The organism is Colwellia polaris (assembly GCF_002104515.1).
GTDB classification, from domain to species: Bacteria; Pseudomonadota; Gammaproteobacteria; order Enterobacterales; family Alteromonadaceae; genus Cognaticolwellia; species Cognaticolwellia polaris.
In genome coordinates this window covers 37,765-59,907 of record NZ_NBOE01000018.1, presented here as the reverse complement: position 1 = coordinate 59,907, position 22,143 = coordinate 37,765, and the positions used below count along the sequence as shown (strand labels likewise).

At 37.9% G+C, this 22,143-nt stretch carries 19 protein-coding genes; 9 read left to right on the top strand and 10 right to left on the bottom strand.

The genetic code is table 11. From position 1 onward, the window contains the following. Positions 1-23 precede the first annotated feature (23 nt). The 4 genes from B6A32_RS18660 to B6A32_RS18645 all read left to right on the top strand — a co-directional run bounded on the left by B6A32_RS18660 (position 24) and on the right by B6A32_RS18645 (position 2,118). Positions 24-245, top strand: a complete 222-nt coding sequence (locus B6A32_RS18660) for a DUF2788 domain-containing protein (RefSeq protein ID WP_085306435.1) — start codon at positions 24-26, stop codon at positions 243-245. Positions 246-257: 12 nt separating this feature from the next. Next, complete coding sequence (gene ybfE, locus B6A32_RS18655; RefSeq protein ID WP_085306434.1) at positions 258-545, top strand: LexA regulated protein; 288 nt, start codon at positions 258-260, stop codon at positions 543-545. Positions 546-568: 23 nt separating this feature from the next. Beyond that, a complete protein-coding gene (gene fldA / locus B6A32_RS18650) occupies positions 569-1,096 on the top strand; it encodes a flavodoxin FldA (protein ID WP_085306433.1) in 528 nt (175 codons plus the stop codon). 221 nt (positions 1,097-1,317) lie between these two features. Continuing rightward, positions 1,318-2,118 carry a bestrophin-like domain gene (locus B6A32_RS18645; RefSeq protein ID WP_143327930.1) on the top strand — a complete coding sequence of 267 codons (801 nt, stop codon included), beginning with the start codon at positions 1,318-1,320 and terminating at the stop codon, positions 2,116-2,118. Positions 2,119-2,198: 80 nt separating this feature from the next. Here B6A32_RS18645 and B6A32_RS18640 read toward each other — a convergent pair whose 3' ends face one another. Both B6A32_RS18640 and B6A32_RS18635 read right to left on the bottom strand, forming a co-directional pair. Further along, the gene (locus B6A32_RS18640) at positions 2,199-4,115 is read right to left on the bottom strand and encodes an ABC transporter substrate-binding protein (protein WP_158088520.1); all 1,917 of its coding nucleotides are present in this window, start codon (positions 4,113-4,115) and stop codon (positions 2,199-2,201) included. Between the two features lie 304 nt (positions 4,116-4,419). Continuing rightward, positions 4,420-4,869 carry a DUF4442 domain-containing protein gene (locus B6A32_RS18635; protein ID WP_085306430.1) on the bottom strand — a complete coding sequence of 150 codons (450 nt, stop codon included), beginning with the start codon at positions 4,867-4,869 and terminating at the stop codon, positions 4,420-4,422. Between the two features lie 211 nt (positions 4,870-5,080). On the opposite strand from B6A32_RS18635, the gene fur reads away from it, so the two are divergent. Continuing rightward, a complete protein-coding gene (fur, locus tag B6A32_RS18630; protein WP_085306429.1) occupies positions 5,081-5,524 on the top strand; it encodes a ferric iron uptake transcriptional regulator in 444 nt (147 codons plus the stop codon). 287 nt (positions 5,525-5,811) lie between these two features. Here the strand turns inward: fur and B6A32_RS18625 are convergent, their stop codons facing one another. The 7 genes from B6A32_RS18625 to B6A32_RS18595 form a co-directional block, all read right to left on the bottom strand. Then, entirely contained in the window at positions 5,812-6,921 is a 1,110-nt protein-coding gene (locus B6A32_RS18625; RefSeq protein ID WP_085306428.1) for a HupE/UreJ family protein, read from the bottom strand. Between the two features lie 55 nt (positions 6,922-6,976). Beyond that, complete coding sequence (locus B6A32_RS18620; protein WP_233131475.1) at positions 6,977-8,122, bottom strand: tetratricopeptide repeat protein; 1,146 nt, start codon at positions 8,120-8,122, stop codon at positions 6,977-6,979. Between the two features lie 36 nt (positions 8,123-8,158). Next, on the bottom strand, positions 8,159-8,695 hold the full coding sequence (locus tag B6A32_RS18615; RefSeq protein WP_085306427.1) for an Ig-like domain-containing protein: 537 nt from the start codon (positions 8,693-8,695) through the stop codon (positions 8,159-8,161). 11 nt (positions 8,696-8,706) lie between these two features. Then, positions 8,707-10,299: a DUF4331 domain-containing protein gene (locus B6A32_RS18610; RefSeq protein ID WP_085306426.1), complete on the bottom strand. Its 1,593-nt coding sequence runs from the start codon at positions 10,297-10,299 to the stop codon at positions 8,707-8,709. Positions 10,300-10,747: 448 nt separating this feature from the next. Next, positions 10,748-11,482 (bottom strand): anti-sigma factor, encoded by a 735-nt coding sequence (locus tag B6A32_RS18605; RefSeq protein WP_085306425.1) that lies wholly within the window; start codon positions 11,480-11,482, stop codon positions 10,748-10,750. Beyond that, complete coding sequence (locus B6A32_RS18600) at positions 11,479-12,009, bottom strand: sigma-70 family RNA polymerase sigma factor (protein WP_085306424.1); 531 nt, start codon at positions 12,007-12,009, stop codon at positions 11,479-11,481. The genes B6A32_RS18605 and B6A32_RS18600 overlap by 4 nt, the downstream gene beginning before the upstream one ends. 326 nt (positions 12,010-12,335) lie before the next feature. Then, positions 12,336-12,680, bottom strand: coding sequence for a hypothetical protein (locus B6A32_RS18595; protein ID WP_085306423.1), 345 nt, complete (start codon positions 12,678-12,680; stop codon positions 12,336-12,338). Between the two features lie 271 nt (positions 12,681-12,951). Here B6A32_RS18595 and B6A32_RS18590 point away from each other — a divergent pair, with 271 nt between their 5' ends. The 3 genes from B6A32_RS18590 to B6A32_RS18580 all read left to right on the top strand — a co-directional run bounded on the left by B6A32_RS18590 (position 12,952) and on the right by B6A32_RS18580 (position 17,207). Beyond that, positions 12,952-13,872: an extracellular catalytic domain type 1 short-chain-length polyhydroxyalkanoate depolymerase gene (locus B6A32_RS18590; RefSeq protein WP_233131474.1), complete on the top strand. Its 921-nt coding sequence runs from the start codon at positions 12,952-12,954 to the stop codon at positions 13,870-13,872. Between the two features lie 217 nt (positions 13,873-14,089). Continuing rightward, positions 14,090-16,363 carry a TonB-dependent receptor gene (locus tag B6A32_RS18585; protein WP_085306421.1) on the top strand — a complete coding sequence of 758 codons (2,274 nt, stop codon included), beginning with the start codon at positions 14,090-14,092 and terminating at the stop codon, positions 16,361-16,363. Positions 16,364-16,538: 175 nt separating this feature from the next. Next, on the top strand, positions 16,539-17,207 hold the full coding sequence (locus tag B6A32_RS18580) for a response regulator transcription factor (RefSeq protein ID WP_085306420.1): 669 nt from the start codon (positions 16,539-16,541) through the stop codon (positions 17,205-17,207). 99 nt (positions 17,208-17,306) lie between these two features. On the opposite strand, the gene B6A32_RS18575 is transcribed toward B6A32_RS18580, so the two are convergent. After that, positions 17,307-20,798, bottom strand: a complete 3,492-nt coding sequence (locus B6A32_RS18575; protein WP_085306419.1) for a hybrid sensor histidine kinase/response regulator — start codon at positions 20,796-20,798, stop codon at positions 17,307-17,309. 163 nt (positions 20,799-20,961) lie between these two features. Between B6A32_RS18575 and B6A32_RS18570 the strand changes: the two genes are divergently transcribed. Further along, on the top strand, positions 20,962-22,143 hold the full coding sequence (locus tag B6A32_RS18570) for an MFS transporter (protein WP_085306418.1): 1,182 nt from the start codon (positions 20,962-20,964) through the stop codon (positions 22,141-22,143).

Genomic DNA, 22,143 nt, shown 5'->3' with positions numbered 1-22,143 from the left:
GCCTGAAAATTCTAGGGTTGATTATGATAGCAAAAAACTTTGAATTAGTTGAAGCCATAGGGCTGAATTTATTTTATGCTTTTATCTTTATTTTCATTGGGTTAACTATCCATGATGTAATGAAAAAAAATGATGTCCCTAAAATGGGCAAGTTAGTAGTTTATTTTGTATTATTTTTAGGATGTGCCGGATTTATCGCAAAAGGTATCATTCAGTTTGTTTGGGAAAGCCAAGGCGTTGGATAAGTAAATAATAAAATGGCAAAAGAAGTAGCAGATTTAACAACCATTGATTTATTTAGCGATGAGAAGCGTCCGGGGCGTCCTAAAACGAACCCACACTCGCGCAGTGTGCAAGTCAAAATAAACAAACGTAATCAAGTCAAGCGCGATAAAAACAATGGTTTAAAGCGAGTAGAGTTTAAGTTACATCAAGATGTATTTGAACGTTTAGACGCTTTAGCGAAAGATAAGGGTGTTAGTCGAAGTGAATTAATAGAAATACTATTAGTTCAATCGCTTGATACCAACGATATTAAAGTTTAGTTAGATATTAAAAGGTTAGATTGATGGCAATTGTAGGTTTATTTTTTGGCAGTGATACAGGTAACACAGAAGCCGTAGGCAAAATGATCCAAAAAAAATTGGGTAAGAAACTTGTCGATGTTAAAGATATCGCCAAAAGTACTAAAGAAGAAATCGCTGAGTTCGATTTATTAATCTTAGGTATTCCTACATGGTACTACGGTGAAAACCAATGTGACTGGGATGATTTTTTACCCGATTTAGAAGAAATTGATTTCACTGACAAGTTAGTGGCTATTTTTGGTTTAGGTGATCAAGAAGATTATGCTGAATATTTCTGTGATGCGATGGAACCTCTGCGCGATATCGTTGAGTCTAAAGGTGCAATCGTTGTTGGTAACTGGTCAACTGAAGGTTACGAATTTGAAGCTTCTAAAGCATTAACAGACGAAAACACTTTCATCGGCTTATGTATCGATGAAGACCGCCAACCAGAATTAACAGAAGCACGAGTTGATGCTTGGGTTAAACAAATTTATGACGAACTGTGTTTAGCTGAATTAGAAGATTAATTTTAAGCAAAACACTCGCCGTTAATAAAGCCAGCTTCCCGCTGGCTTTTTTGTCAGTAAAAACCGATTGCGGCATTTTACTTTCAACTGCTAGGGCTTAATAAAATTATAAATAAGGCGAATTAACTAACATTCAGTAATTTGGTATAAACACCTTCTGAGATATTGTTATCCTAAAACCGCTTTAGCTTAATTATTTACCTAGCATCGAGACCTTATTAGTGAGCCAAGAACTTATGTACGACAAAAATAGCTTAATAATTATCATTACTTTGTTCATTTTAATGTTAATTATTAATCAAATCGCCTACACATTAGGCCGAAACAATAAAGATGTTGAAAACGTTGAGATGAAAGCTCAATCAACGGCGATTCAAACGGGTATTATTGGTCTACTCGCCTTATTGTTAGGCTTTACATTTAATATGTCGTTGCAAAGGTATGATGCACGTAGCAGTGCCGTTATAGAAGAAGCAGGTGCAATAAACAGAGTGGCTATGCAAGCAAAACTATTGCCTGTTGAAATTAGAAACGCGGTTTTTAATGAGTTAGAAATATACTTAACACTACGTATTTCCTTAAGCCAAATAGACTTGTCAAACCCTGAGCAAAGAAATGCCATTAATAAGAAAGTGAGTCAATCACAATCCAACCTGATTGAATTAGCGCAAAAAGAATTGGTTAATCCAAAATCACTTTTAATCGCCAATGGCTTTTATCAGTCGTTATCAGCAATGATACAAATAGAAAACAAACGTACTTCAATGTTGAGGTTGCATGTACCTGAGCCGGTGTTGTTTTTGTTATTCGGTGTATTTGTCACTGTTGGCGGTATGTTGGGTTATAACAGTGGTTTAGGAAAAAAGCGCCCAGCATTTCCCACGATTTTATTGTTCACATTAATCGTACTAGTGGTGTTTATCATTATTGATTTAGACCGCCCTAAACGCGGCATTATTCAAGTAAATCAAGACAGCCTGCACGATACAACAATTACATTGCAAGATTACCGTGCGTATTAACTATTAGTCGACTTCAGCTGATTAAAATAATCAGCTGAAGTCGACTTTATAAAAATTCACTATTTTATTTGATGAAAATGCTAGGCAGGCTTATTTTCTATACCTTTGAGTTGGCACTCTACCCTATTTCTGCCAAGCTCTTTAGCTCGGTATAGTGCTTGATCTGCTCGTTGCAATGCATCCTCTACAGCTTCGTCAGGCACGGCTAAAGTTACCCCAAAACTTGCCGTTTTATGACCAACACGAGGAAACACATGATCAGATATTATGGCTCTTAATTTTTCTGCTGCAATCATAGCCCCCTCAACATTAGTTTCTCGGCAAATAATAAGAAACTCTTCACCACCCCACCGGCCAATCACATCAACGTCGCGACAGTAAAGACGTAATATTTTACTTATCGAAATTAACACCTGATCACCAATCAAATGCCCATAATTGTCATTAATCATTTTGAAGAAATCTATATCACATAAAATTATCGATAAATCTAAGGTATAACGGCTCATCCTTCGAAATTCATCTGATAATACGTTATCAAGATACATACGATTATTAAGCCCAGTCAACGAGTCTGTAATTGACAATTGTTCAACTTGTTTTTTATCAGTAATATTTTGTCGAATCGAAATATAACCATAGATGTCACCCGTTTTACTTCTGATCGGGTCTATTCTTGCATCAAGCCAGTAAAATGAGCCATCTTTTGCTTGGTTTTTTAGCTCGCCTGCCCACGCATTGCCTTGCTTAATAGTGCTCCATAAGTCTTGATAGGTCGACTGAAGAGTATCAGCGTGTTTAACAATACTGTGTGATTGTCCAATGAGTTCATTTTTGCTGTATCCAGATACTTCGCAAAACGCCGTAGAAGCATCAATAATAATACCATTGAGATCGGTCTGAGAAGAGATTACATAGCGATCAACAATATCGACATATCGTGCCAAATTAGCTTGTGCTTCACTCAGTTCTATTGCTCTATTATCTACCATTGCCTTAAGGCGGCGATTTATACCGACCAAAAATATCGTCAGTAATAAACTTCCTCCCGCAACAGCAAATACAAACTTAGCCCAAAAAGGCAATGCGTCTTGCGTGTACAAATACTCACCTAAAGTGACACCGCTATAACTTGCATCTTCATCGACCAGACCTTGTTGCTTATATATATCAGCTATGCGGTGAAAGCGCTCGCTACTCATGTGTCCAATATCGACCATATTGGGCAAAATCATTTTCTCGGTTTCTTCAGCTTCAAATTGCAAGTAATTGTGTGATATTTCTGACGGGTATTTACTGTCTAACCAACCAATAACCTCGTCTTTGTTCTCAAGTGCGTAACGCCATCCTTTCATACTTGCTTCAAGAAACTTAAGCGTTCGCTCAGGATTGTCACGCACCGACTTTTCACTGGTAAACAGGATGTCGTCATAAAAATCGACACCAAAATTAATCGGGTTAATGATATGAATATCGTAACCCTTTTCTTTATAGTAATAAGGCTGGTTTGTTAAATAAGAGGCAATGGCATCGGTCTCTCCTCGTATTAAGGAGCCTGCATCAAAGCTAGGGGCAACGTGTTCAAAGTCGGATTCATTGATGCCCAATTGATGAAACATAGCGAAAAAGGTCGCGTCATCAGCTCCCTTACTATACATAACTCGCTTACCCTTGAGTTCGTATGGTCCAATAATACCGCTATCTGCGAGGGTTATAAGTACCAGAGGACTATGCTGAAAAACAGCAGCTAAGGCAACAACAGGAAGACCTTTCATGCGGTCAAGGATAATACTTGAGCCTACTATACCAAAGTCGGCTTGGTTATTTAATACGGCTTCAACGGGTGTTACGCTAGAATTTCTTTCTTTAATTGTTACGTCAAAACCTGCTTCAGCGTAATAACCTTTTTCTTTAGCAGCATAATAGCCTGCAAACTGAAACTGGTGCAGCCACTTCAATTGAAGTACCACTTTTTCATTGGCCCACGTAGGGTTCACAAGCAATAAGCCTGACGCTAACATGAAAATTTTCAAAACAATTAAATTAAATAGTCGCAAGTGTCACATCAAAAAAGGTGAAATGATAAATCTAGTGTAAAGCCTAAAAAACTATATTTCATCTATTTAGCGGGGAAATTTTTTATCTGAAGTAAATCAAATAAGCTTCAAAAGTTGAACAGCCAATACCCAATCGATATTGGCGTTATTATGTAGAAGGTATTTTAACGATTAGTCTGTACTTATTGATTATACAATTAAATTTATTAGCATAAGGTGGCAGGAAAAATAAAACACATCGTCGCTATTTTTTACGTCGAATATAAATGGTTCGGTTAAGCTTAGCCACAACTTCGCCTTGCTCATCTTTAACATAAACCGGAATTTGAGGTAGATACTTTTCACCTTGCGCTGTGTTAGCCAAAATATCATCAATAAAAGCATCGGTAATCAGAAATTCTGCGGTAACGGTACCCTTACCAGGCTTAATGTAGTCAATATCGGCAGACTTATCCCACACAACATAATCTTTTCCTAAGCGCGACATAACCAATAACATACAAAAGGGATCTGTCATCGCATATAACGAGCCGCCAAAATGCACACCAACAGCATTTTGGTTAAACATACTAAGCTTTAAACGCACTTTGGCTTTACGAAAATCTTCTGAAACGTCTAAAACACGAATACCTGTAAATAGAAATGGCGGCCAAAGATTTAATAATAATTTCATTTGCCAAGCTTTTTTAAACATATAACTACCTTGAAAACCCTTTATAAATTTTATTACCCATATAAACCGTATGGTTTATTATGCTAGACTGTTCAATTCTGACGGGCATTATGACGTTTCAGCTCAATAAAACCAGTAAAAGAGTTAATCATTTACAACTAGCTCTTTAAACCAAACTCATAACACCCTATAATTTTCCCTAAATTGAACGCCGATGTAGAGATAAAAATTAATGCCTGAACAAAATGAAGAACTAAAAAGAGCCGGACTCAAAATTACTCTGCCGCGCATTAAAATTTTGGCTATTTTACAAAACCCAAATAATCAACACATAAGCGCAGAAGACGTATATAAAATTTTGCTTGAGCAAAACGAAGAAATTGGCTTAGCAACGGTTTACCGCGTATTAAACCAATTTGATGATGCCGGTATAGTAACTCGTCATCATTTTGAAGGTGGTAAGTCAGTATTCGAGCTTAGCCATAAGAAACATCATGATCATCTTGTTTGCCTTAAATGCGGTAAAGTTGTTGAGTTTGAAGATGACGTTATTGAACAGCGACAAGAAGATGTTGCTAAGTTGCATAAAATTAAGCTCACTAACCATAGTTTATACCTATATGGTGAATGTGAAGACGAAGAAGCTTGTGAAGCATACCGTAAAGCCCAGTTTTAAAACCGTAAATACCCTATAAATAAAAAGCCCTAGTTATTAAATTAACTAGGGCTTTTTTAATTAATACGCTTGTCGTTCAATATTCAATTTTAGACCAAGCAGACTCATTGTTTAATTCTTTTTAAATGCTCTGCAATGCTATTTATGCTGATTGTTAGCCCTAATAACCGAGCGCATATTATGTTGTTTTCTGCACTTATTGCCGTGCAAAATCGTGTTTTACTTATGTAGTACTTATCTCGCTATTCTCGTTATATCGTGTTTAACTGCCCGCTAGCATTAGAAAGTTACCAACGTTCTATAATCCATTGAATTGCCATAAAGGCTATTAATAAAGAGCCAGCACGCATAATAGCTTTACTATAAACTTTGTTGTTACGCAGTAAGATCAAAATCGGTAGCAAAATTACCAATATCGCTAGTTGCCCTATTTCAACTCCTAAATTAAAGGCTAAAATGCTTAACAGTTGTTGATCAGCCGGTAAACCTAGTTCACCTAATACTCCAGCAAACCCCATACCGTGCAATAAACCAAAGGCGAAAGTTAACCAAGCTAACTTTAAAACAACAGGCTTTATATTATTTATTGCCGCAAACAATACCGAAACCGCAATGCCAAGCTCTACCCAACGACTGCTTGGCGTTAACCAACCTAATGCCGTAGCTGTTAACGTTAGCGAGTGTGCTAGTGTGAACGCGCTAATAATCCAAACCGTATGCGTTAAAATAGGTTTAACACTTTCAATGGCTTGCCACTGATTATTTTTTCGGTGCAATACTGCCGGCAATAATAATGCGAGTAGGAAAAGAATATGATCTATTCCTATCCAAATATGAATCATGCCTTGATAAACGAATTGAGTGAAAGTGGTTTGCCAACTACCCGCTTTTATATCTAGGCTTATTTCTCGAGTGGTATCGTCTAAAACAAAACTGTGTGAATTACTGGCATCGCCAACATTAAGGATAACTTCATGGCTACTATCTAATGCGAATATCGCACTGTATTTAACATTTAGTGGGCCACTAATGGCGCATTGCCCTGAAAAATCGGTAACTGCAAAAGCTTCGTTGGCATGATCTTGCAAGCGCTCTACCACCCCAAAACTGAGGTTACATGAAAGGTTATCGCGACTAAGTTTTAAATGCTCTGCTAAGTAACTAGCAATGTTAGTTTGACTACCTTTAACTTCTCCCCATGTTAACTCGCCATTGGCATTTAGGTCTAAACCTACCGCTAATTCCAAATCGGTTAAGCTTAATTGCCATTGGCCATTAATGCGGCCGGTATCGTCCATTTTCGCAATAATGTAACTGGTACTTAATTGATGAGCGGCAACGACATGGCTCAATAAAAACGATACTAGCACTAAGCTTATTTTTAACCACTTCGACATAGTTTACTCACTATCCTAATTTTAACTGTTAACATGTTTATGGTGTTTGCCGTTATTAAATATTGCTCGATTTTTGCGCTGTTTTTGCCCGTTCAAGAATACGCTTATCAGTGTGTAATTTCGCTTGTTGCCAATTAATTTCTGCCCAGTAAAGCGCTTTACTTTGATCCGGCTTAATATCTAAGTAATAACGAGCAATGTCTGCTGCGTGTGCGGTGTCGTTGCGCTTTAAACGTATGTCGATTCGTTGCTTTAATCTATTTTTCCAAATAGTGTTTATCGAGTTACCACTGAGATTAATATTTTTTTCTGCTAAAGCGAGTCGTAACAATAAAGCATCATCAAAACTGTCACTGTTTAAAACTATAGGGCCAAGGGTATTTAATACCGAATTGTTTTGTTGTTCAGACAACTGAATATCGGCCCATAAAGCTAAATAACTTACTGGCATTTCTGTTAACGGATAACCGGCTAAATGCGCGTTTGCCTGTTGCGTCAACTGTTGTCGCTGCGCTAAATCAGCCAAGATTTGCTTAAGCCAGATATTCTCTTCATGTGGAATATCGCCTGCAACACTAACAACATGTTTTAACTGCTGGTAACTCTGCTCAACCTGACCTTGCTCCGCATTAACTTCTAATACACAAACTGTACTGACAAAAAGGCCGCCTTGACCTAATGCTTGCACACAGGCTTTTCTCGCTGCGGCTAAATCGCCTTGTACCATGTGAATATTGGCTTTCATTAGCCAAGCGCTGATATGACTTGGCTGTTGTTGTAGTATTTGAGTAAGCAACTGCTGCGCTTGGTCAAATTGATGATAATGCTGAAGTACTGTTGCTGAATAAAACTGTAGTTCTACATCATTAGGGCTTGCAGCTAGCAAAGGCTTAATTAGTGCACTTGCTCGACCATAATATCGACTCGCTAAGCCTGGTTTACTGGCATCTTTAATGAGTTGAGCGATAAAAACTTTCGGTTGCTTTGCCGGTTTAGGCACTGTCCATTTAGCAACAATACTTTGTTCTGATTTAGGAATATAACTTTCGGAAAATACTGGAGACGTAATAAATAAAAAAGCCAAGATAAATACGTTTTTAAAGCGAATTATTCCACAACTTCTTAACTTACTTTTAAGGTTGGTTTTCTGCGTTTTAATGGTGTAATTGGTAAACATTTGCATTGGCATATTTTCATCCATAAAAGGGCGCCTTCCTTGGCGCAGTCAAGCTCGATATTACTGAGAGAGTATGTCGTCGTAAGCTGTTGGATCTTCAACATCTTGAATAAACACTCGACCATTTGTCGATAGTGGTTTATCTGTTGGCTGCTGATTAAAAGCTGCACGACTCGATGTATCAAAAGATACTACTAGCGCTTCAATGGTAATATTAACGGTGCCAGTAACCGGTGTATTTACGCCATCGGTTACTGCAAAAGTAAAACTGTCACTACCAGTAACTTCGTCATTAGGCTGGTAAATAAAACCACCATTTTCAGCAATGGTTACAACCCCTAACATCGCTTGTTGATCTAAACTAAAGGTCAAAATATCGCCATCAGCATCATCAGCACTTAACAAATCAGTAATAGATGTTTCTGTTTGCGTGATCAGATCAACCGTTATTGTAGTGGGCGCTGTATTAGGTGTTTCAGCTTTATCATCATTGTTACAGCCGGCAAGCACTATTATTGCCCCCAAGCTTAAGCTCAATAATTTAAGTGGACGACGTGCATTAGTGTTCAATGCCGTATTGTGTTTACTATAATTCATCATAGTGATCCTTATTCAGAACCAGGTAATGGCATGGCTAAGTAAGGAAAACTTGTTCCTATCATAGAAGCATTACTTGGGGCTCCATCTGTAAATGGTACGTTACCAACGCTTGCATCTTCAGGCGCACACAAGCCTAAATCAGTATCGGTGCCGTTAACTGGAATTGGATAACATAAACGTCCCATTACTACACGAAGCGCAATATCTACCACATCATCACCTGGACGACGACCATTTGGGAAGCCGGCTAAGTCATCACCCGCAACACCAAACGATGACTGCATATCAGCAGAAACGGCTGCGATTCCAGTATTTAAACGTAACATTTCAGAAGCAGTTACAGTCGACATTTGATTCACGCCAGGAAAGCCGGTTAAAAATGCTGTAACTAAATCAACACGCGGAAAGTTAGTTGGTGCAAGTGTTTCGATATTGGCATTAAGTGTGGTATTAACCGCATCTTTAAATAAGATATTTAGCAACTCAGGCAAGGTTGGGTGTGTTACATAATCAGCAAACTGGCCATCATTACTTGGGTGCGACGTAGAAAACTTATCTTTATCGGCAATACCAATAACTAACTCATTAACCAATGGAGAACCAAGACGCGAAACTTGTGTCATTGCTCCACCGTTTACTTCAGTTTTATCGAAGCTAGCATTTGGGTTTAAAATTCTCGCTTGCGGTAAACTTGCTGAAGTCCAGCTACCAATTACACCATTACCATCGCCCGTTAAACAAGCAGTAGGTACTTCAATGGCAATACTAGTAACATTTTTGTCAGCTAAGTCATCATTCATTGCTGATTGTGTAATACCGCCAGGAAAACCAGCAGCATCACCCGCACCTGGAGCACTATCACCTTCAACAGGCACAAAATTTACTAAATCAAATACGCGACCTAAGTTAACAGTAAAAGCATCTTTGCGTTGACCAACAAAAACTTTGGCAGGAGCGTCACAACCCGGAATAGCCGCTGAATAGATATGACTATTCGCATAAGCCATGTACTGCTGTGCACTACTGAATGTTTTATTACCAATGTAATCTAAAGGTTTAGCAAAGCTCGCGCCACCAGAGGTAGTATTTGTAACACTTACGCTAGTGCCAGTTGCCATTGGGCCGGAAGTCATTTTAACGGTATAGCTTTCAGAGAAGTTGGCTGCAGCTTGGTCTGCCATACTAATGCCACCTACGTTTTTAAGTGGCACACCAACCGACTTTTGTTCACCTTCAGGGCCAACCATTAAGGCTATACCGGCATTATTGTTACCTAACATTTGGCTGAAGTTAAAGCTAAAAGTAATATCTTCAACAGCATCACCATCGTTATCAATATGAATATCATAAGATGCTGCCGGATCCATAGCAAAGTAGTTAGGTCCACCATAAGCGTCTTGTAGGGGAATATAGTTTGCAATTAATGTGACGTAATCACCGCGACCTTCTTCGTAACTATTGAATGCGTAAAAATCTGTGGAATCTACTGTAGGCATACGCGTAAGATTAGGTGCTTCACGATGACTCGATGCTGAAACAGCTTGAGACAAGGTAGCACTCATGATTACCGAGGTAATCAGCGTTATTTTAAATTTTTTCATGACGTTTCCTTTTTAATTTTATACTTCTTAGTGGTTACTTTCTTGAAAGCTCATAAAGTTAAACGTCTGAAATTCACTTTTGGATTCAAAAAAATGAATATATTTTTCAAATAATTATATTTTCCTTCCATTATTTCATCTAAGTCTTTGTTAACTAATACTTATAAAAAATATTTTAAATTTAATATTATTTTACCCTAAACATTCATCTCGAAAAGTGTCGTTATAAATATTAAATAGCATGGTTATAGCAAGTAGATTAATGAAATAATCTAGGACTGAATCTGTAAAAAAGAGCTTAATAGCGCAGTAGGTATTCATGTTAAACAGGCAAAATGAGTAGGTAATTAATCAACTTGATATTATTTCTAGCCATAAAAAAAGCGAAACAAATGTTTCGCTTTTGGCATTTACTGTTAAACCGCTCTATTTAGGTGTTACCTAAGCATTACGAAAGCGTGACAAGCTTAGAAGTATATAATACCGTTGTGGGTGAACCATTTGGTGAACCGCCTAGTGGCTCTATACTAACCGCTAACGCAGCAATTTCAATTTGGTCAAATATTGCTGGCTTACTTAAGCTTAACTTACCTGTTTTAGGCAGTAGCCCTAACGAAATTGGTGCTCTGCCATCGGCTGCGACTATCCACAATTCATAATCAGCATTGGCTTGTGCTACTAAGCTTTTAGTTGCCTGAACACTAATAGTATCTGCACTTATTTCTAATGCCCATAATAATTGCGTTTGTTCATTATTTACCAAAGCAAGTTGCTTGGTGTCTGGAACGCTTGTATCAAGGTTAACTAAAAGTACAGCAAGAACTAATGCGGCAGCTGAAGCTAATCCTGCAATACTTTGCCACACTCTAGATCTAGCTTTGGTGATTGGTACAACTTTACTGACGGTTTGTTCGCTTGTTTTTATTGGCTGGTTATTTTGAACTGGCGCGTCAGTAAAGCCTAATTGTTGCTCTATTCGCAGCCAAACAGAACTATCCGGTGTTACCGGTGGTAGTTTTTGGCCTAAAGTATTTAAGTGTTGCTCCCATGTTGAAGTTGCCTCGCTGAAAGCTGAGTGTTGCATCATTAGCTTTTGAAAGCGTTGACGAGCAGGACCACGCAAAGTACCAAGAACATATTCTGCTGCTAGTGAGTTTTTGAGGTTTTCGGATTGATAATTCATGATGTTAAACAACTTTGTAAGCTCATAAGTCCGCGTCTGATCCAACTTTTAATGGTGCCCAACGGATTATTTAAGTGTTTAACCACCTCTTTATGAGAACAGCCATTAAAGTAAGCAAGGTATATTGCTTGGCGCTGTTGAGTATCGAGCTGTTGTAAGCATTTATCTAACAACAATTGCTCAGCATCGCTAACTTGCTCAATGGTTTCGATATCAAAATTATTACTTTCATCAAACTCACTTTCTTTTCTTACTTTGTTATAGCGAAGAACATCTAATGCACGATACCGTACAATACTTATCATCCAAGTAAGCACACTGCCCTTACCTTGGCGATATTCAGAGGCATTATGCCAAATACGTACATAGGCTTCTTGAAGTGCTTCTTCGGCTAATTCTTTACGCGTTAGCATTTTCAAACTCACGGCATAAAGCTGTTGACTGGTTGATTGATACAGCTCTGAAAACGCCTTTTTGTCACCCTGGGCAATAGCCCCAAGTAAGGCTAGGTGTTGTTCATTTTCCATTTTATTGCTCTTTTAATGAAGGAATAATTTACTCATTTGACCCGATAGTATACTAAACAGCCATCATTTACCTAGTGTTGTAAAAACCCCTTTTTTTAGTTTATATGCTAAATAGGTAAAAAAAACTTTTAAATCAAAGCTGTTCAGCCTTTCAAGAATCGTTTAATAAATGCATGAAAAGCTAACCACAAAATAGATACTTAATATTTTATAACAACAACTTAAAATGAATAACCATTAATCTGCTATATCTATTCGTTGTATAGGTACAACATATTTATTAACAACATATTTATTAACAACATTACCTATTTTAAAACGATATTTTATAAACTCAGTATTTTAATGGTCGCGTATAGCAGCGCTAAACTGATAGCAATAAAAGCGATAATCATTGAAAAGAACATAAGGTTAACCAGCTTGCTTTTTATACTACTAAACCAACCTTTATTTACTTTACTGGTATTGGTTTTTTGCACCAGCAACCCGATTATGGCACTAAATAACAAACTCCAAGTCGCAAATAATAGACAGGGTACGGCATAAGTATTTTGACTTTCTATTGAACCGTTAATAAACAAAATAACTATAGTCATGATGCCTATGACAAAGCTTAAATTTAATAATGGTTTGAGAAAAAATAATCGCTGCGCTAATAGGCTAACATGCATGCTAACTTCCCTTCTTCCTTTAAACTAAATGCTCTCTAAATGTTCTATTGCGCTCACAAGTTAACGTTTGGCTGCTGAGAATAAAACCATTCATTTTATGCTCAAAATAATCCTTTAAAAGTAAACATTTAACGAGAACTTCATAACCACTGTGGAACTAAAGTAGCATTCTAAACCTTTATATTATACGTCATGCTGATAAGCTGAGGCTGCCTCTTTTTACCTTAATATATAACACCCGATTTATAGCTTTTAACTTTGGAAAATTATCATGTATAAATGTCTATCGATGATTATTGTCACTACAACATTTTTTTTTACTAACGCTATCTTTGCAAAAACTCCAGCACTTACTGAGTTTGGCAATAACCCAGGCGAGTTAAGTGCTAGCTACTATCAGGGAGATATAAACAGTAAGACTTTAATTGTGTTACTCCATGGTTGTGTGCAACAAGGTGAACGCCTTGCAGAGCAAAGTGGATTAATGGCGCTAGCGCAGAAAAAAAAGTTTTCATTACTCATTCCACAGCAAAGTCAGGATAATAACATTAAAGGCTGTTTTAATTGGTTTTCCACCCAAGACATTGACAAAAATCAAGGTGAAAGCCTGTCTATAAAAAATATGATTAACACAGTTAACGCCGAGCAAGCGTTTAGCAATATTTATATCATAGGTTTATCGGCTGGTGGCGCTATGGCAAGCTCTATGGTGGTAAATTATCCTGAGTTATTCACCGCAGGTGCTATTGTTGCTGGTTTGCCATATCCTTGCGCAGATAATTTAATTACCGCTATTGCTTGCATGCGCAGCGGCCCTTCACAAACGGCGGAACAATTAACTGCTTTAGTAAAACAGCTAAATACAGTACAGCCAAAGTGGCCGGCATTGTCGATATTTACCGGTTTAAATGATGCAGTAGTAAATCCTAAAAATTCACAACAATTAGCCATACATTGGGCACAACTAACGGAGTCAACGCCGCGAGCTAAGATTTCAAAATATCAAGGCTATCAAGTAAGCCAATGGCATGGAAAAAACAAAAATATCAATGTTGAGCTCATAGAAATTGAAAACATGGGGCACGGTATAGCTGTAGCGCCAGAACAAACCGACGGAGGCAGTGAAGCGCCATTTGTGCTCAGCACTTCTATTAGCACCATAAAGTACTTACTTGATGCATGGAAAATTTAACTTTAGGAAAATATCAGTAACAAATAACATGTAAAAACAATTAAAATTAAATTTATATTCTTTATTTACAATAAGTTAAAACAAAAAATCGCAGCATACTACTATAGTACAAATTAACTTTTTTCAAATTTACTATAGAGTTTTATCCACACTAATAAAAAAACAATAAAGTGCTGGAACTAGCGGTTTATAAGATTAAAAAATACGGGGAAATACCATGAAACGTTTTAATACTAGGTTAAGTATTTTAGCCATAACAATTTCTACAGCATTAACTAGCCAAAGCATTATGGCTGCAGAAACCGATGAACAAATAAAAAATGATCCAACGTTAGAGCGTATTGAAGTAACAGCGCGTAAATCTTTAGAAAGTTTGCAGTCAGTACCAGTTTCTGTAACCTCTGTTGGTGCCGAGCAATTAGCTCAAAATGGCGTCAGTGTCATGTCTGAGGTTCAACAGTTTTCGCCTAATACAACTTTACAAGCAAGTCGTGGTACTAACTCAACATTAACCGCTTTTATTCGTGGCGTAGGTCAAGATGATCCATTATGGGGTTATGAACCCGGTGTTGGTATTTATGTTGATGACGTTTATATGGCGCGCCCACAAGGTGCGGTATTAGATATTCTTGACGTTGAACGCATCGAAGTTCTACGTGGACCACAAGGTAGTTTATACGGTAAAAACACTATCGGTGGTGCAATTAAATACGTGACAAAAAAAATGGCTGGTGATGTAGAGCTAGACCTTAAAGCAACCTTTGGTAACTATGGCCGCCAAGATTATAAAGTAGCGGGTAAAATCCCGGTAATCGACGACAAACTATATGTCGGCTTTGCCTTAGCTAACTTAACCCGAGATGGTTACGGTGAATTCTTACAATCTGATCAACCTAATCAAGACTTAGAGAACTACAATAAAGATGTTTTTGCTGGCCGAGTTACCATTGAATTTGAACCGACTGACGATTTGTTTTTCCGCTTTAACTATGACAAAACAACCGACGATTCTAATGCTAAAGGCGGTTACCGTTTACTACCAAGCATAATAACAGATGCGCCAGTACCTGATAGCGTTTATGACTCTTACACCAGCATGCCGACTTGGAATAGTGTTGAATCTGAAGGCTTTAGCTTAACCGCTGAATACTTTATCAACGATAATTGGTCAGTTAAATCTGTAACAGCAAGCCGCGAAAACTACTCAAAAACGAATATCGATTTTGATAATACCGCAGAACGTATTTTTGATGTTCCTGCGATTTATGACGATGAACAGTTTAGCCAAGAGTTTCAACTTAACTATGACTCAGACAATTTAACCTTTGTTTCAGGTTTATATTACTTTGATGGCGAATCGTGTGGCGTTTTTGATGCTATTTTAGAAAACTTTGGTCAATCTTTAGGTTTACCAGGATTAACTCGCGAGGTTAGCGGTTGTAACAACAGCGAAAGCTATGCTGTTTATGCCCAAGGTTCATACGACCTTACTGAAAAGTTATCAATGACTTTAGGTGCACGTTATACCACAGAAGAAAAAACAGCTAAGGTGAATAATGGTTTAGCATTTGAAACCGTGTACCCTGAAAGCGATTGGGTACCAGGTTATGTGCGAACTTCGACCGAATTTCCAGAAGTGTTAAATGACAAAGAAGACTGGTCACGTTTTACACCACGCGTTGGTGTTGAGTATCAATACTCGAACGACATGATGTTCTTTGCTAGTTACTCTCAAGGCTTTAAGTCAGGTACTTTTAACCCTAGAGCAGAAGGTCCAGAGCCAGCAGTAGATCCAGAAGTTGTTGATTCATTCGAAATTGGCGTAAAAAGTGAGTGGAATGATAACTTAAGGGTTAATGCCACCGCTTTCTATCTTGATCACAAAGACAGACAATTTGTGACTGTTTTACCTTCAGAAGACAACAGTGCTTTAAGCCAACGCTTAGGTAACATTGGTAAATCAACCGCATCAGGTTTAGAGCTAGAAATAGAATACGCTGCAGCCGATAACTTAAACTTATTTGCCAGCATTGGTTTAATCGACTCTTCTTTTGATGAAGTAAGATCATTTGATGAAGCGGGTAACCCAATAGATATTAGCGATAGCTTTACTATTACCAATACGCCAGAAACTACGGCAAACTTAGGCTTTGCTTATGATATTGAAACCTCTGCAGGTGCTTTTGTTGTAAATGGTAACTACTACTATCGCAGTGATTACGACTTAAACGTTACCGATAACTTACTAACACAAGATGGTTACGGCTTACTTAACTTTGGTATTAACTGGTATAGCAATGACGGTGATTGGACCGCAGCACTACATTGGAAGAATATTACCGATGAGGAATATTTAGTAGGTAATTACGCTTTCCTAGGAGCACAAAGTACTGATGGTAGTTATGCTCCTGGCTTAGGTGGTGATACAACCTTGATTGGCTATTACGGAGACCCTGAAACTATTTCATTAACTATTGGTTATAGCTTCTAAAACAAGCGTTACTTTTAAACAATAAAAAGAGCTGGTTTTTACCGGCTCTTTTTTTGATAATAAAACATCGATAAATAAGACTGATTTTTCGACTTGATGTGAGATAATATTTCACTTTATCCGCTCTTCTATTGTTAATCATTCTTATAATTTTAATCATTTAAAGGCTACTGCAATGACCCAAGCAAAAGTAATTATCGCTGACGATCATCCCTTATTTCGTACCGCTTTGAAGCAAGCAATTGTAGAGTGCATTGAAGATGATGAAACCCTAGAGGTAGATAACTTTCACGACTTACTAAAAGCCGTTAACGAAAACGACAGTTTGGAAATTGTTTTTCTAGACTTGCATATGCCCGGTAACGACGGTTTTACGGGTTTAACGCAATTGCAAAACCATTTTCCTGATATTGTTGTGATCATGGTGTCATCAGACGATAACTCTGAAACCATGCAAAAAGCGATTAACTTTGGCGCTGCCGCCTTTATTCCAAAATCAGCAAATTTAGCCACTATAGCAAAAGCTATTGAAACGGTATTAGATGGCGGTATTTGGCTACCCGCGCATATTGAGTTTAATGCTGACCAACAAACCGATTTAGCGCATCAAAAGCTAGCTAAACAATTAAGCCAGCTTACACCGCAACAATACATCGTATTAACGCAAATAGCTGATGGGCAATTAAATAAGCAAATCGCTTATGATCTCGATATTAAAGAAACAACGGTTAAGAAGCACGTTTCCGCTATTTTGTTAAAGTTAGAAGTGAATAATCGTACCTTAGCAGGGTTGGCTTACCAGCAATTAATGCTAAGTCCTTCACAGCATTTAAATGTCTCATAATAAAAAAATTCAATGCCCATTGAAAAGTTACCTCGCTTTTTAACGGTAACTAATGGCTTTCTTGTTGAGTGGAATACTCAGCATAGTTAGACACTCAAGCTAAGTCAGCACTTGCTTCATTATACGTTTTAAAGCTAACGACTTAATAGGTTTTCGTAAAAACAAACATTGAGCATCGCTGGTGTGCTGCCTAACACTTTCAGATGGGTCAGCAGAGCAAATTATGGTCGGTAATTGCCAGTTTTTAACTGCAAGTAGGTTAGCAACTAACTCAACGCCATTATTGCCATAATCAAGATGATAATCGGCAATAATTATATCTGGCTTAAGGCCTGATTGTGTTAGCTTTTGCTGACATGACGCTTGATCGTATGCTGTTAATACTTGGCAACCCCAGTCAATCAGTTGTTTAGTCATCGCCGTCAGCATTAATTCGTCATTATCAATTAATAAAACCACAATATTATTAAAAGGCTTAGTTGATGATATTTCTGAATTAACCTCTGAACTTATATTACGCTTATTCGCTGCATTGGCAGTTAACAACGTCGCCTCAGTCGTGTTAACTCTTGGTATTTCAATACTAAAGCATGTACCTTTACCCTCTTGCGACTTAACCGATATAGATAAACCGAGTAATTTTGCTATTCGCTCAGAAATAGCTAAACCTAAACCTAAGCCCGGTATTTCACGGTTTTGCTCTAAGCGCTCAAATTCACGAAATATGGCTTTTTGCTGTGCTAAAGCAATACCTGGTCCGTTATCCCAAACCTCAACTCGAATCATTGATTTGGTTCTGCGTATACCGAGTAAAATTCTATTTCTAATACCGGCTTTCTTACCTTGCTTATCATTACAGTAATGCACGGCATTTGATAAGAAATTTTGGATCACTCTTCTTAACATGCGCTTATCGGAATGCACAACACATTGACTTAATTGATAAGAAAACTGAATGTTCGCCTGCTTTGATAAAACTGAGAATTCATTTTTTAACGGGCTAAGTAAGTCATCTAAGGCAAAGTGGCTTTTATCTATTTTTTCAGAGCTGCTATCTAAACGAGAGATCTCAACTAAATCAGACAATAACGCTTCAACGACATTAAGCGAATCATCAATGTTTTCTGCAAGCGCTGTTAACTCATCTCCTTGTACTTTATTTTTTAACATAGATGTAAATAAAGATAAGGCATTAAATGGCTGCATTAAATCATGACTCGCTGCGGCTAAAAATCGACTTTTGCTGCTATAAGCCGCTTCCGCTTCAGATTTTGCTTTTTGTAACTCTTGCGTACGACTTTCAACCCGCTTTTCCAAATTTTCGTTGGCTTTTTTTAGCGCTTTCTCCGCTTCAATATGAGCAGTAATATCAGAAAAAGTGCTCACAAAACCACCCGCGGGCATCGACTGACCACTGATTTCTAAAACAATACCGTTTGGCATTTTTCGTTGAAAATGATGACTATCGCCGTTTTTCATATGCGCAATGCGTTTAGCGATCATTTGCTCATTATTTGCATTGCCGGCAATAATGCCTCTTGAAATATTAAACTTTAACAAGGTTTCAACAGGTAAACCGGCTTGCACAAAGCCTTCGGGGTAATCAAGTAATTCGATATAACGTTGATTCCAAGCCACTAACCTCATGTCTGCATCAACAACACTGATGCCCTGCTCAATGTTTTCTACGCCCGATTGTAATAACTCACGGTTAAATCGAAACATTTCATTGGCTTCATCGACAATACTGACAACATCTTCAAGTGGCATTTTTTCGGAGGTTGATGCAGCCTTCATTACCATACGTGTTGAGGCGGAGCCTAAAACACCGGATAGTTGCAAACGTGTGTATTCAATAAGGTTAATAGCATCAACATTGTTATTACTTTGTGCTGCTTGATTCGACTTTGCAATTTTCAGCAAGGCATCGGCAGCATTTTTGTCGATAAAACGTAATAACAAACTGTAAAGATCTTCCGTACTTAAGTTACGTTCATGTTTGCGCTGACTTTTAGAGATAAAAATATCCGCTTGAAGTTTTTCACCAAGGCTACGATGAGTCAGTAAAGAAACAAGCACAAAACAGGCAATATTACTGATTAAGCTATAAAACACACCATGACTAGTTAAGTCTAAAAAATCGATCCCCAAAAGCGCTGTCGGCTTTAACCAAGCAACGCCGAAAATACCGTTTTCTACCCAAGCTAAGTTAGGCGCAACTATGGGTAAAAATAAAGTAAAAAACCACATAACGCTACCAACAATCAACCCTGTTAATGCCCCTTTACCATTGGCTTTTCGCCAATATAAAGCGCCGATAATGGCGGGCGCAAATTGCGATAATAAAACAAACGAGAGTAGGCCAATACTGGCTAGGTGGCTTTGTTGATTTATACTGCGTTCGAAGGCAAAAGCAAATAACAAAATAGCGGTAATAGCAAAACGGCGTTGTTTCAACAAAAGGCCTGAAAACTGCGGTGCGCCTGCCTTACTAAAGTATTTAAATTTTAATGTTAACGGCGTAATAACTTCGGTTGAAATCATAGTCGATAACACGATTGCAGAGACAATTACCATGCTAGTGGCTGCCGCTAAACCACCAATGTAAACCAAAACACCTAACCATGCTTGTTGAAAAAACAAAGGCAGCGTAAGCACATAAGTATCAGCGTCTACACTACCACCCGGAAAGGTAATTAGACCGGCAATAGCAATGGGTAAAACAAAAATATTGATGAGTATAAAGTAAACCGGAAATAACCAACGTGCGGTTTTTAATTCTTGCGGATGATGATTTTCGATCATCATCATATGAAACTGCTGCGGTAATACAAAAATAGTTATAGCGCCCAAAATAGCTTGCGCCACTGAAAGATAAACCGAATTGTGATCGGTAAATAATTGCTCGTTTTGTTGTTGCTGCGTTGCTAAATCTGCAAAGCCATCAAAAACAAAAAATGTCGCAAAAATCCCAACCGCGGTTAAGGCAATAAGTTTTACCACTGAACTAAAAGCAATCGCTAACACTAAGCCTTGATTTTGCTTGCTTGCAGCAATTTGGCGTGTACCAAAAAATATACTAAAAACAATTAACACAATTGTTACGACAAAGGCGGTACTAATGCCCGATTGGAAGGTACCGGTAAGTAAATCAAAACTGGTGCTAATTGCCCGTAGTTGCAAGGCAATATAAGGCACGGTGCCAACTAAAGCGATTAATGCAACGGTAATGGCTATTTTAGGCGAGCGGTCGTAGCGAAAAGCAATAAAGTCAGCAATAGAAGTTAAGTTTTGCCGTTTGATGATTTTTAACATTTTCATCAACATAGGCCAGGCAAAAACCAAGCAAAGTATCGTGCCAATATAAATTGGTGCTAGCCAAGCTCCGGTAGTAGCAGCCTGCCCAACCGTGCCATAAAAGGCCCACGAGGTACAACTAACCGCTAATGAAAAACTATAAACCCAAGGTTTACAACGCCATTGTTCAGGTGACTGATTTTGGCCTTTATAAGCAACTAAAAAAAGTAGGCAAAGATAGCCTATAGAAAGAATGGTGATCAACCATGTGTCAATAGATAGCCAAGCTAACAAATTTATTCCTTTGATTTAAAGATGCTATGCCTAGCATAGAGATGTCAAGAACTAGCATATCACTTAAGCTAGTGAGTTATAGTGCACTAAGGTAGTACTTATTTCCCCAACATCCTCAGGTAACCTAGTTATTCATTGTTGTTTTGTATAAAAGTTATCATAGATGAAAATTACTAACAAATATTTAGTCGAAGCTATTGTTTTCTTTAGTTATGTATTATTTGCCATGGCTTGGGTTGGTGGCACCGCTAGCATGCAAAGCATTATGCTTTCGCTCGACGTACACAGTTTAGCTTCAGCAAGCTTTATTAGTGGCGCAGTGACCATAGCGAAAATTGTGGGTACTTTCATCGCTGCTTGGATAGCAATAAAACTGGGCATTAAATATGCCTTTTTTGTCTCAAGTTTATTAATTACCATTGGCCTACTCACGCCTTACGCGCCCAATTATGAACTCTTACTGTTAAGCCGTTTTTTAATGGGTCTTGGTGGTGCGTTTATGGTGGTGTATTTTAACCCGATTGTTTTACAATTTTTTAAAGCTGAGGAGCGCTCGACCATTAATGGTATTAATGCGGTAGCGTTTAACATTGGTACTGCCGTAATCTTGTGGCAAATGGGCAGCATTAACGACCTTACCGGAGGGTGGCAAAATAGTTTAACACTTTTCTCTGTTATGAGCTTACTTGTTGCTGTGCTCTGGTTATTCGTAAAATTTGAAGAGCCTGATGCCCCTACGCAAAATATTAATGAGACTCCTGAGGTTTACCATTATCGTGAAGGACTAAAAGACAGCTTTAATTGGATTTACGGCCTAGCATATTCAGGCATTTTAGCCTTCTACATTTGTTTATTCACTTTCTACCCAAAGGCCGGCATTGTACAAAGTAAGTGGGTTATTGGCTTTGGTATTGTAGGGACAATATTCGGTATTATTTATGCTAAGAAAGTTCCTTTGCGTATACCGGTTATTCGTTGGTCTGGCTTTGTAGTCATTATTAGCACAGCGATATTTTCATTTAGTGAACTCTATTGGTTACAAACGTTTGCGGCCATGGTGCTTGGCTTTTTTATTTTCTTACCCGTTACCGCTTTAGTGTCAATTCCGCACGAATTACCGAAAATGACCTTACCGCGTATTACCATTATTTTTAGTATGTTTTACTCAATCAGTTATATAATTTCGACCTTTATTTTGTGGATATTCGGTAGTTTGGTGGATAGTCATCAAGGCGATTTTACGTGGTCGTTTATTTTGATCACAGTATTAAGTTCAACACTATTTATTGGTAGCTACTTTTTACCGGAATCTGGCAAGAAAGAAAAATTACAAGCAGGGAGTTAA